This is a genomic window from Flavobacterium sp. ZB4P23 (assembly GCF_003970375.1).
Taxonomy (GTDB): domain Bacteria; phylum Bacteroidota; class Bacteroidia; order Flavobacteriales; family Flavobacteriaceae; genus Flavobacterium.
The window spans coordinates 57,587-69,803 of sequence record NZ_RYDK01000001.1; the positions used below are offsets into that span (position 1 = coordinate 57,587).

The window sequence follows — 12,217 nt, forward strand, 5'->3', positions numbered from 1 at the left end:
TTAAACAAAAAACAATGGCAGAATGGACAGAGAGAGCCGAACTTTTATTCAAAAAAGAAGGTTTAGATAATTTAAAAAAGGCAAATATATTGGTTGTAGGATTGGGTGGTGTTGGTTCTTTTGCGGCCGAATTTTTGGTAAGAGCAGGAGTGGGAACGATGACTATTGTTGATGGTGACGTAGTTGATATTACCAATATAAACCGACAATTGCCTGCTTTACATTCAACTGTAGGACAACCAAAAATTACTGTTGTTGGGGATCGATTAATGGACATTAATCCAGAATTAAAATTGACGCGTGTACAGGAATTTCTTTCGCCAGAGCGTGCTTTCGAAATTGTATCGGAGGAATTTGATTTTGTTTTGGATTGCATTGACAGTGTGACGCCAAAGCTGAATTTGATTATTGGAGCCAAACGAAAAAGAGTAAAAATCATCAGTAGTATGGGCGCAGGTGGGAAAATGGAAGCTTCAAAAGTGAAAGTGACTGATATTACCAATACCGTGAATTGTTATTTTGCCAAAACCATTCGAAGACGATTGAAAGAATTTAAAATTGATAAACTGAAAGTGGTTTTTTCGTCGGAAATTCAAGATGAAACGAGTTTAAAAATGACGGATGGATCCAATTTCAAAAAATCATTTTATGGAACCAATAGTTACATGCCTGGATTATTTGGTTTGTACGCTGCAGAAACCGTGATTCGCTATTTACTTAAGAAATAGTGGTTAGAATTCAGTTTTTTAATGTTCCGTTCTAAAAAGTTAAGAAGTCTTAAAATCTATAAAGTCTAATAATTTAACAAAAATGATACAAACCGTAATTTTTGACATGGATGGTGTAATTGTCGATACTGAACCCGTACACCGTTATGCTTATTTCAAACAATTTGAGGAATTGAATATTCCTGTTACGGAGGAAATGTACACTTCATTTACAGGAAATTCTACTCGGAATATATTTCAGAAATTGAAAAAGGTTTTTGAAATTGAACATGAAGTGGAAGATTTGATTCAAAGAAAACGAACTATTTTTAATGATGCGTTTGATAGTAAAGCAGATCTAGAATTACTGCAAGGCGTCGAACATCTTATTAAAGAATTACACCAAAACGGAATACAATTGATTTTGGCTTCTTCGGCATCCAAAGTGACTATTGAACGCGTGTTTAGCCGGTTTAAGTTACATGATTATTTTACACATGTGGTAAGTGGTGAAGATTTCCCTAAATCAAAACCACATCCGGCTATTTTTGAACATGCGGCAAGTTTATCAGTTGCACCAAAAGCAAATTGTATCGTTATTGAGGACAGTACAAATGGAATAAAAGCGGCCAAAGCTGCTGGGATTTTTTGTGTGGGCTACAACAGTATTCATTCTGAAGCACAAGATTTATCTGAAGCAGATGTAATGATTAATCATTTTAACGAATTGGATTTTGAGGCAGTTAGGAATATTCAATCTAAATTAAGGAATAATTAACAGTACAAAGCCATTGAATTTGTAAATTTGGAAAACATTTAAAAATTATAATATGAAAAAAATAATCATTGCACTGGCTTTATTTATGGCCGGTTTCAGCGCTGAGGCTCAGTTAAAAACACCTCAATCAAGTCCGAAAATGACGCTTATGCAAACAGTTGGTTTGACTGATGTAGAAGTTAACTATTCAAGACCAAGTGCCAGAGGAAGATCCGTTTTTGGAAATTTAATTCCTTTTGGAAAAGTATGGAGAACTGGAGCTAATGAAAATACAACTGTTTCCTTTAGCGATGATGTGATTATTGATGGTAAAACATTGAAAAAAGGAAAATATTCATTGTATACTATTCCGAAAATAGAAAGCTGGGAGATACTATTTTATAAAACTACTGATAACTGGGGTAATCCAGAAGAGTGGAAAGAAGAAAATGTAGCGCTTAGAGCTACTGTTAAGCCTGAAACAGTGAATAAAAGTGTGGAAACATTTACTATTGGAATTAGTGGTTTAGACAATAATTTTGCTTTTTTAGAAATCTATTGGGAGAACTCCTATGCTGCTTTAAAATTTGAAGTGCCAACACAACAAAAAACAACGGCTAACATCGAAAAAGCATTAGCTGGACCAGCTAGTGCAGATTATTTTTCTGCTGCTCAATTTTTATTCCAATCGAATGGCGACAATGCAAAAGCATTGGTTTATGTAAACAAAGCGTTAGATATGTCTAAAGATAAACCGTTTTGGTACAACAGATTGAAGTCATTAATTCAAGCTAAACTTGAGGACAAAAAAGGAGCAATCGAAACGGCTAAGGCATCACTTGCAGCGGCTGAAATTGCTAAAAACCAAGATTACGTGAAAATGAATAAAGACAGTATTACAGAGTGGAGTAAAAACTAATTACTCTAACGTTTTATATAAGAAGATCCCGTCTCCATTTAGAGACGGGATTTTTTTTTGAAATTTTGGACTGTGTAATTTATTAGATGTTTGCATAGTATCCATGGGATTATCATTACTCGCCAGTTCGCTCTTGCTCGTTTCTGCGGAAGAAGAGATTTTTATATAAGAACTTCTGAAGTAAAAAAAATAACAGCAGATTCACGGATTATCAATATAAAAATCTGCGAATCTGCGGTTATTTTTTTATTTAGGCTGTTATCGCTCTCTGTTTTCTAAAAATGGTCCATTGCAACAATAATGAAATTACAATTGTAAGCATTGCACCAATGAAATTCAGCCACAAATAACCCAGTTTTTCTTCTCCGCTCGGGAAAATATAAATGGCGTAATAGTAGATGATAAAAATAGTAATCTGACTTACTACAGCGCTATAAAAAATGGCTTTAGATTGTACTTTGTGGATGTAAAAACCAACTAAGAAAATTCCAAGGACTGTTCCATAAAATATGGATCCAATGATGTTTACCAGTTGAATTAAATTTTCAAAAAGCGTTCCAATACAAGCAAATAGTATGGCTATAACCCCCCACAATAAGGTAAAGAATTTTGTAGCATACAGGTAGTGTCGTTCCGATTTTTCTTCTTTTAGATTGCGTTTGTAAATATCAATTGCGGTGGTAGAGGCCAGTGCATTCAATCCCGAAGCGGTAGAGGACATAGCAGCCGAAATAATTACGGCCAGTAACAAACCAATAAGCCCTTTGGGTAAATAGTTGAGAATAAAGTGAAAAAACACATAATCTTTATCATTGGTCTCGCTATTACTATCAGCTTTCAGAATTATTTCTTTGGCACGATCTCTTAAATCTTTTTCTTTATTGGATAAAGTCACTAATTCTTTCCTAAGCGTTGGATTGTCATAATCCTGATTGAGCTGGTCGATGTACAAAAGATTAATTACTTTTTTGTCTTCGGATAAATCGTCTAATTTTTTCTCCAAAGCATTGTATTCGCTTTTGTAAGCTGATTTTTCAATCATGGCTTTATTATTTGGATTAAAATTTAACGGAACAGGATTGAATTGGAAAAAGACAAAAACCATAACTCCGGTCAGTAAAATAAAGAACTGCATAGGTACTTTTAAAAGTCCGTTCATGATTAGTCCCATCTGGCTTTCTCGAACGGATCGTCCGGATAAATAACGTCCTACCTGCGATTGATCGGTACCAAAATAAGCTAATGCCAAGAAAAAACCTCCTGTTATTCCGCTCCAAAAGGTATATTTTTCCTCTGGATCTAAAGAGAAATTAACAATATCCATTTTATCATTTGCCCCAGCAATATGCAACGCACTGGAGAAAGTCATATCATTAGGTAAATAATGCAAAATCAGAAAAAAAGTGATTAGCATTCCGGACATAATCACAAACATTTGCTGTTTTTGAGTTACATTCACTGCTTTGGTTCCACCCGAAAAAGTATAAATGATAACTAATACACCAATAATAATATTCATGTAGGTAAGATTCCAACCCAATAAAGCGGACAAAATAATTGCCGGAGCGTATATGGTCAATCCGGTTCCTAAACCTCTTTGGAACAAGAAAAGGATGGCAGCTAGGGAACGGGTCTTCAAATCAAATCTTTTTTCAAGGTATTCATAAGCTGTATACACTTTGTATTTGTGGTATAAAGGGATAAAGGTGACACAGATTACCACCATAGCAATTGGCAGTCCAAAATAGAATTGCACAAAACCCATACCGTCATGATAGGCTTGCCCCGGAGTAGAAAGAAACGTAATTGCACTGGCTTGTGTGGCCATAACAGAAAGTCCTACAACATGCCAAGGTGTTTCATTACTCCCTAAAATAAAGTCTTCTACATTTTTACTGCCCTTGGTTTTCCAAGCCCCATAAATTACAATAAACAATAAAGTTACTATCAGTATAATCCAATCAAATAATTGCATAATTTAAGCGTATAATTTCATGATGAGACAAAAGATCAGGATGTATATTGCATTGGCTACAAGTACCCAAGTATAATTTTTCTTCCAGGTTTTTATTTTTTTTGTTTCCATTTTAAAGTGGGTTAGTTCTTGATTTTTTGAACAGGAATTTTTTCAGATGATTGTAGCGAAATAATATTAGAAATTAATTTATAGGCACCAGTAACGCCTTCAGGTAATTCTCTAAAAAAACTTAAGCCGGTATAAATATAGTGTCCTTTTCCGTAAGGAGCAATAAGTAATGCACCATTTTTAGGGCTTTCCCCTTTGTCATTTGAAGATAGGATAGGAGTAAAGGCTTTGTCGTACTCATTGGGGTAATACAATCCTTGTTCTTGTTTCCAGCCTTCAAAGTCTGTAGCTGTAATTTGGTTTGGAAAATTCAAAACAGGATGGTGTGGCGCTAAGAATCGGACTTCGGCATCTTCTTCGGTCACTCGGTCTCGGGAGAGTTTCAAGGGATAAGGTGCAATAGTATTGGTAACAAGATCTCCTGCAGTATTGTACTGAACGATCATTGTTTTTCCGGATTTTACAAAATCAAAAAGTATATTTTGTTTGTTTGCCAGTGCAGGCAAGATATTATAGGCACGAACACCTGTGATGACTACGTCGTACAATTCTAATTTTTCAGGAGTAATTTCTTCAGGTTTAAGTAGTGTTACGGCATATCCTAATTGCGTCAGGCTACTGGGAACTTCATCTCCGGCACCCATAATGTATGCGATTTTTTCACCATTTGTTTTTAAATCCGTTTTAATGCATTTGGCTTCAGCCAATGTTAAAACTTGCTGTTTTGTGATGTGGTCATACTTAATGATAATTTGTTCTTTGTCAAATTGTTTATTGTCAATTATCGCCACGCTTTTGGCTACAGCTTCTTCGGATTTATTTGGTGCAGTTACCTCAAAATAAACAATTTGTTCCGTTCCCTTTTTTTCAATGTTAAAAGGAATCGATTTAGGAAAAACACCCCAGTTTTCAGGTAATTCAAGTTGTAAAATTCCTTTTACGGAGTCTTTTCCAGTTTTGATTTTTACGGCTACAGCTTTCTTTTTTGTGTCTTTAAAAAGCAATACTTTGTCTATAATTGAAGTAGTAACTTCGGGAACAATGTCCAGATAATTATATACTTCCCCTTTTACATCATCGTTGTATTTATACACTACGGTTCGTTCAAATGGAATTTCAATCTCATTGATTTTAATATTAAAAATCACTTTAACTTCCCGAATAATATCTGGAATCCCTATGTTTTGTTGTTGCTTTACTGCGTACATCCCAACTGTTCCTTTTTCTTTTAACCAATATGGTTGTGTGTAGTTAATTGATTCGGGTAATTTTAAATCTAAATTAATGGTGTTTAGTATGTTGTTTTTTAAATCCCGATTTTGAGGTGTAATATTTTGATTAGGTATAGCGGTCACACTCATTAATTGTATGGGTACGGAGCTTCTATTAATGGCTTCGAGTTTCAATTTAATAGTGCTTCCGGGAGTCGCTTCCTGATTTTGGGCAACGGCTTCAAGATACAAACCAGAACAGGCCGATATAATTTCTTTTATGGCTTCTGATTTCAGTGGCGACCACTGATTTTCGTCCAAAGCTTTCATCATAGCATAGGCTTTCGCCAAATCTGGAATGCTTGCCGAAGGATTATTATGGTCGAATTCAGCGGCAATAGTTGTCAATAATTCTCCGATTGATTTTCCCTCTTTTATTCGGTTCCAAGAAGTATCGATTCCTTCAAAAAGTGATTTCTTATCTTTTAAAGCATCTCCATTTATAAACTCTAAATATTCTGTTTCCTCCCCACGGGCTCCAGTGCTACCAAACCCTTGGGATTGATGGCGGCTCCGACTTAATGCGGCTATTTCCTGATTTGATTTTCCTAATCCAGCGTAATAAACTCCTGTTTGCAGCGCAATTAAATTCGTTTTATGGGCAGCATTAAATTTTTCGATACTTCCATAAAACCACCAAGACGTATTAAAAAACTGTCGTTTGGTTTGCCAAGGTGTTACAAATTGCAATTGCTCGGGAAAAATTGATGGGTTATTCGCTAAGTCAAAACTTTCTACGCTTAACATTGCTGATGCCGTGTGGTGTCCGTGAGTGGTTCCGGGCGAACGATGATCAAATCGGTTAACAATCACATCGGGTTGAAATTTCCTGATGGCCCAAATAACGTCAGCTAGTACTTGTTTTTTATCCCAAATTTCTAATGTTTCTGTTGGATTTTTAGAAAAACCAAAATCATTGGCACGGGAAAAAAACTGTTCTCCTCCATCAATTTTTCGGGCTTCAATAAGTTCTTGGGTTCTTATTACTCCTAATAATTCCCGCAATTGCGTGCCGATTAAGTTTTGTCCACCATCCCCGCGTGTCAAAGACAAATAGCCGGTTCTGGCCTTTTGTTCATTGGATAAATAAGAGATCAACTGGGTGTTTTCATCATCAGGATGTGCGGCTATATAAAGTACGGAACCTAGAAAATTAAGCTTTTGAATTTGATTATAAATTTCAACAGAATTTGGTTTTTGAGGTTCTTGTGCAATTGTTATTTGGCAACATAAGAGAAATATTAGAATAGCTGATGCGTGTTTTTTTTGCATTTTTTAAAATTTAATTGCAGTAACTTCAAATGTAGGAATTAAATAATTTCTTCTGAAATATTTTTGGTTTTCTTTAATAATTAAAAAGAGAGAGAACCAATTTTGGTTCTCTCTCTTTTTAAATTAAGGTGTGACTAATCTCGATCATGTCCTTTTCCCTTTCCATGTCCATGACCATTGCCGTTATTTCGGTTGTCATGTTTTTTATATTCTCTTCGGTCATCATTATCATATCTTCTATGATTATCATTCCCCCTTTGGTTTACATAAACGCGACGATTATTGTTGTGCCCAATATTTCTTTGTTCTCTTCCATGATAACCTCTATGATATTTTACTTTGTGATTCTTAAAATTACTATAAGGTCTTGAACCGTGATAATCGTTTAATACTACTTTATATCCATCATATAAATCATAGTTTCTATATTGATTTGGTAAATATCTGGAACGTATCCATCTTCCTCCACCAAAATAAATGAACTGTGTGGCTCTTACATCATAATAAGCTTCAACATCCGGTAAATAATAATATTCAGCTTCTGCGTATCCTATAGGTCCCCATGATGGAGCAGTACCTATGTTTAAATTTACTGAGACTTGTGCATGTATTGTGCTTGATGCAAAGAGTATAATTCCTACGATGATTAATTTTAATGTTCTCATTTTTTCAAATATTTAATTTGTAATAATTTTTTATAATAACTTGTTATTGCTATACTTTTGTGAATTTCCAACAACTGTGCCAAAACAAAAAAATTAACATTTAATTAAGGATTAATGTTCTAAAAAAAAGAGCCTCATTGCTGAGACTCTTTTTATAAATTATTATGAAATCAGTATTAATGTTTTCCATTTCCATTATTTCCTTTTCCACCTTTATTGCCATGTCCTTTATTTCCATGTCCGTTATTCCCATTACTTTTGTACACTTTATTGTTATTACTGCGGTTAGAACCTATTGATTTTTGTGGTTTACCTTTGTATCCTTTGTAGTATTTTACTTTGTGTGTTTTAAAGTTACTGTATGGTCTTGAACCATGGTAATCGTTCAATACTACTTTATAACCATTGTATAGATTATAATTTCTGTATTGATTAGGTAGATTTCTTGAACGAATCCAATTTCCTCCACCAAAATAAATGAATTGTGTGGCTCGTATATCATAATAAGCTTGAACATCCGGTAAATAATAATAATCTACAGCTGAATAACCAACTGGCCCCCATGCTGGTGGACTACCTATATTTACATTTACTGAAACCTGTGCTTGCATCGTATTTGCGGATGCAAATAGTATAATTCCTGCGATGATTAATTTTAATGTTTTCATTTTTAGAAATTTTAATTAGTAATTATTAGATAGTAATTTTAGTTACTATTTTATCTCGTTTTGAAGTAAAACCAACAATTATGCCAATATCAAATAATTAACATTTACTTTGTTATTTTACTTCATAAAAAAAGGAAACGATTATTCGTTTCCTTTTTCTACAGGTATAAATTTATTTACAATAAAAGTATCAATAAAAGGATAACGATTATAATTGCACCTACAGATAAGTATATACCATTTCCTGTAGATTTTAATTCTGCTTTGATAGCACGTACTTCTTTACGTAATTCTTTTTTTTCAACTGAAGTCAAAGACGATTTATCCATCGCTTTTATTTCATCAAGTCTATTAAGCAAAACTTTTACTTCTGCAGGCACTTCTTTAGGAGTATTTAAAATTACAGTTGGATTTTTTTCAGCGGCTAACATTTGTGTTGGAAGAACACTAATTGATAATACCATCATCATCAAATAAAAGGTGAATTTTTTCATTTTGTTTGGTTTTTAGTTAAAATTTTAACACAATAAAAGTAAACAATAAAACATAATTTTTTCTTATAAAATTAAGGTATTAAATTATATAATTCACACCCTTCATTGTGTACTGTATCGTAATTTTCTAAAAAAAGTGTCCTGTAGATAGTGTGTTCAATATAATCCCATACAAATTGAACTGTTTTCGAAGGATATTAGTATTATGCGAATATTTTTTTGGAATAATTTATATTTATAAAGCGTATTATTTGTAAAGCACGGTACGGGGTTTTGTCAGTTCGAAATCTTGAAAACCAAAATCAGTTGTTTCAATTGCATTTGTTTTGAAAATATTTTCGCCATTTCCAGGAATAGACGGATAGTAGGACAGCGAAATTTGAAAAGCACTAAATACCAGAAAATCATTGTTTATAATACATCCAATTCCAATTTTTGAATAGGCTTTACTTTGAGTCAATCCCTTATTAGGATTTCCTAGTACGGCAATGGAATAATTACAATAGGGATTGATTCTAAATCCCCAAAGATCCCATGGCGCATAGGCTTGGGTTTGTATGGTTAAGAGTGCTTTTTGGGTTCCATATTGAGCACTATTAAAGCCCCGAAGTCCATAATTTTCATTGATATTTAGCTGATCGCCAATAATATTGACACGGTTTGTACCAATAATTACCTGGGGCTTGATGAACTGTCTCCATTTCCATTTTCCCAGACTCATCAAGTTTGTGAAATAATTTGCCTGAAAAGAAAAAGCGGTTTGCTGCGTAATTGATTTTTCAAAAAAGGTACCTATCTCTACATTAGCACTTAAAAAGCCCCATTTATAATAATTTCCAAAAGCCGCTCGGGCAGCAAGATACAAACGCCCCAAATTGTTTTTATATTGATAGCCAGAAGTGATGCTGTAAATTTTGCCAATGGGAACATCTTCTATAATTCCATTTTTGAAAATATAGTTGTCTTGCACGAATTTACGTGAACTAATACCAATCCCGAAAAGAGCAAGTTTTTCACTAGAGTAGAAATCAGTGGCATCATAGAGGATAGTTGGGCTTTCCAGATATTTTATATTTAAAAAACGTCCTGCCAGAATCAGATTTGTGGTGCGCTGGTTTTCTGTTCTTCCTTTAAAAATAGAAAAGGCACGTCCAAGCCATAAATCCTGCGAATTGTATTTGAAATTTTGATAGGTAAATACGGAATTGACATCAGCAAGGGTGTCTTTTCTAAATTGCTGGTCTATGTATATTCCCCCTGCCCATTTTGTAAAAGCAGAGTAAAAGGGACGGTCTACATTGAGGCTTTTGCTGTAGTAATTGTCTAAATCTATCCGGTAATTCAGAGTTGTCTGAATGAAGGTATTCTGGACGTTAGGAACGCTATAGGACAATCCATACGCGCTTTTTCCGTCGCTGAATCTGTTTTTGAATTCATTTTTGAATTCATGGCCAGTGCCTAGAAAATTACGATCATTGAGTTCAAAATTAGTTCTTGAACTGGAAATGGATCCCTTGGGAATAATACTCCATGTATCTAAAACCCGAAAGGTGACATCTACTGAATCCGGGCTGTTCTGAATTAATTGTGGGGTTACGTCAACGCGACTGATGTATCTTTGAGCTCTAATCAATCGTTCTGATTCTTTTACTAATAAAGAATCGAAAGGTGTGTTTTTTGTTATTAACAGTACATTCTTAATAGCGAGTTTTTTTGTTTTGATATGAATTCGGTTTCCAGTTCGTTCGGCCCAGTTTTTAGGGGCTCTGGCGGTATCAATATCAGAATACCCAAAAGGGTCTAAAGTGATAATAGTAATATTTCTGATCGTTTTTCCTTCAAAAGTTTCGTATTTTTTGGGAATTACTTTTTTCTTTGTTTTTTTTATAGTTACGGGCCTGAAAACTAATTTATGAACAAGTGTTGTAAACTTATTTTTTTTAGAATAGGATTGAATTTTTTTGTAAACGCCAGCGGAATCTTTTTCCTTCTGGTTTACTTGTGAAAAAGAAATCTGGTGGCAACAGACGATCAAAAAGAATAAAATCAGCTTTTGCTTTTTAGTCATTATACAAAATTAATTTAAAAATTGAGAAAGAAAAAACCAGCAAAACATTGATAAATAATTGGTTTAAATAGACTCACTTGTTTTATTAAGGTCAGTTTCTGCTTTATTCTCTGTATTGTTTTCCGTTGTTGTCTCAGTAAAAACAGGAACTATAAGATCCGTTTTAATTATGGTTTTTTTAGAGGATGCATCTGAATCGAATAGCGGTAATTTGATACTATGCCAAGTATAGGTTTTGGGCAAATGATCTCCCATTAAATACCCCCAAGGTTCTAATGACTCAATTCGGTCAAAAATTACCTTAAGAACCGCAATTATGGGTAATGCTAAAAACATTCCGGCGATTCCTGCAATGGCTCCTCCAATAATGATTCCTATAATGGATATAAAAGCATTTATTTCTACTTTTGAACTTACTATTATTGGGACAAGGATATTATTATCTATTAATTGAACAAAGATGGTAACCACAATTATACCAATAATTATGGATAAATCCGGAGTACCAGTCAATGAGGCAATAATGCTTAAAATTCCGGCAAAAAGGATTCCTATATAAGGAATTAGATTTAGAATTCCAGTTACAACACCCAGCAAAACAGCATATTTCACGCCAATAATAATAAATCCTACAGTAGTCATTACCGATACTAAAATGGTCTCGATAATTAAACCTACAATATAACTGTTTATAGCAACTCTAATATTTGTTAAAATATTTTTTAATTGTTCATGATTCTCTTTTTTGAATAGTTTAGACAAAAACAATAAAAAATGAGTCCTGTATAAAAGAATCAAAAAAGTATAAATAGGGATTAAGGTCAAATTTAGTAGCGTATCCGTAAATGACAATAGCGTGGTACCAATGATTTCTTTCCCTTTTTCCATAGAATCTTCAGTAGCTGTATCCAGATATTGTTTTTGTTCCCAAGAACTTAAATTGAAATGTTCACTGAGAAACTGTTGAATGTTACTAATATGAATAGTTATGTTTCTTTCAATTTTATCAAAATCATCTGCAAAATCACTGATTTGAAAGGATAGAAATACAAAAAGGCCTAAAAAAAGCAATACAAAAAGCAGTACCGCCAGCATAACGGCTAACACATGGGGAAAGTAGAGTTTAGATTTTAAAAACTGAACGATGGGATATAACAATATCGCAAATAAAAAGGACATCATTATGGGAACTAATATATCCTGACCAATATAAAATATAAAAATAATAGCAATTAAGCTCAATAAAACGAGCGTAAGTTTTGCGTAAAATGGAAATTTTAAAAGGTCATTCATATCTTTTTATTTTTTTT

10 protein-coding genes are annotated in these 12,217 nt (G+C 33.7%); 3 read left to right on the forward strand and 7 right to left on the reverse strand.

Translation table 11 applies throughout. The features are described from left to right. The first annotated feature begins 14 nt into the window (after window positions 1–14). The 3 genes from EKL99_RS00270 to EKL99_RS00280 all read left to right on the forward strand — a co-directional run bounded on the left by EKL99_RS00270 (window position 15) and on the right by EKL99_RS00280 (window position 2,383). Entirely contained in the window at window positions 15–728 is a 714-nt protein-coding gene (locus EKL99_RS00270; RefSeq protein ID WP_126576168.1) for a ThiF family adenylyltransferase, read from the forward strand. Window positions 729–810: 82 nt separating this feature from the next. Further along, a complete protein-coding gene (locus EKL99_RS00275; protein WP_126576169.1) occupies window positions 811–1,485 on the forward strand; it encodes an HAD family phosphatase in 675 nt (224 codons plus the stop codon). A gap of 52 nt (window positions 1,486–1,537) precedes the next feature. Further along, window positions 1,538–2,383: a DUF2911 domain-containing protein gene (locus EKL99_RS00280; protein WP_126561532.1), complete on the forward strand. Its 846-nt coding sequence runs from the start codon at window positions 1,538–1,540 to the stop codon at window positions 2,381–2,383. Window positions 2,384–2,633: 250 nt separating this feature from the next. On the opposite strand, the gene EKL99_RS00285 is transcribed toward EKL99_RS00280, so the two are convergent. From EKL99_RS00285 to EKL99_RS00315, 7 genes are all read right to left on the reverse strand, one after another. Next, a complete protein-coding gene (locus EKL99_RS00285) occupies window positions 2,634–4,358 on the reverse strand; it encodes a sodium:solute symporter (RefSeq protein WP_126451506.1) in 1,725 nt (574 codons plus the stop codon). 122 nt (window positions 4,359–4,480) lie between these two features. Continuing rightward, the gene (locus EKL99_RS00290) at window positions 4,481–7,012 is read right to left on the reverse strand and encodes a PIG-L family deacetylase (RefSeq protein ID WP_126576170.1); all 2,532 of its coding nucleotides are present in this window, start codon (window positions 7,010–7,012) and stop codon (window positions 4,481–4,483) included. 134 nt (window positions 7,013–7,146) lie between these two features. Further along, window positions 7,147–7,677: a hypothetical protein gene (locus tag EKL99_RS00295; RefSeq protein WP_126459366.1), complete on the reverse strand. Its 531-nt coding sequence runs from the start codon at window positions 7,675–7,677 to the stop codon at window positions 7,147–7,149. Between the two features lie 176 nt (window positions 7,678–7,853). Then, complete coding sequence (locus EKL99_RS00300; RefSeq protein ID WP_126553381.1) at window positions 7,854–8,345, reverse strand: hypothetical protein; 492 nt, start codon at window positions 8,343–8,345, stop codon at window positions 7,854–7,856. 176 nt (window positions 8,346–8,521) lie between these two features. After that, window positions 8,522–8,839: a hypothetical protein gene (locus tag EKL99_RS00305; RefSeq protein ID WP_126459372.1), complete on the reverse strand. Its 318-nt coding sequence runs from the start codon at window positions 8,837–8,839 to the stop codon at window positions 8,522–8,524. Between the two features lie 247 nt (window positions 8,840–9,086). Beyond that, window positions 9,087–10,907, reverse strand: coding sequence for a hypothetical protein (locus EKL99_RS00310; RefSeq protein WP_126568916.1), 1,821 nt, complete (start codon window positions 10,905–10,907; stop codon window positions 9,087–9,089). 63 nt (window positions 10,908–10,970) lie between these two features. Continuing rightward, window positions 10,971–12,200, reverse strand: a complete 1,230-nt coding sequence (locus EKL99_RS00315) for an AI-2E family transporter (protein WP_126553378.1) — start codon at window positions 12,198–12,200, stop codon at window positions 10,971–10,973. Window positions 12,201–12,217 lie beyond the last annotated feature (17 nt).

Excerpts from the sequence above, each read along its gene's own strand:
- EKL99_RS00270 (WP_126576168.1), top strand. The coding sequence starts at position 15 with ATGGCAGAATGGACAGAGAGAGCCGAACTTTTATTCAAAAAAGAAGGT.
- EKL99_RS00290 (WP_126576170.1), bottom strand. The coding sequence starts at position 7,012 with ATGCAAAAAAAACACGCATCAGCTATTCTAATATTTCTCTTATGTTGC.
- EKL99_RS00285 (WP_126451506.1), bottom strand. The coding sequence starts at position 4,358 with ATGCAATTATTTGATTGGATTATACTGATAGTAACTTTATTGTTTATT.
- EKL99_RS00275 (WP_126576169.1), top strand. The coding sequence starts at position 811 with ATGATACAAACCGTAATTTTTGACATGGATGGTGTAATTGTCGATACT.
- EKL99_RS00300 (WP_126553381.1), bottom strand. The coding sequence starts at position 8,345 with ATGAAAACATTAAAATTAATCATCGCAGGAATTATACTATTTGCATCC.
- EKL99_RS00315 (WP_126553378.1), bottom strand. The coding sequence starts at position 12,200 with ATGAATGACCTTTTAAAATTTCCATTTTACGCAAAACTTACGCTCGTT.
- EKL99_RS00280 (WP_126561532.1), top strand. The coding sequence starts at position 1,538 with ATGAAAAAAATAATCATTGCACTGGCTTTATTTATGGCCGGTTTCAGC.
- EKL99_RS00310 (WP_126568916.1), bottom strand. The coding sequence starts at position 10,907 with ATGACTAAAAAGCAAAAGCTGATTTTATTCTTTTTGATCGTCTGTTGC.
- EKL99_RS00295 (WP_126459366.1), bottom strand. The coding sequence starts at position 7,677 with ATGAGAACATTAAAATTAATCATCGTAGGAATTATACTCTTTGCATCA.
- EKL99_RS00305 (WP_126459372.1), bottom strand. The coding sequence starts at position 8,839 with ATGAAAAAATTCACCTTTTATTTGATGATGATGGTATTATCAATTAGT.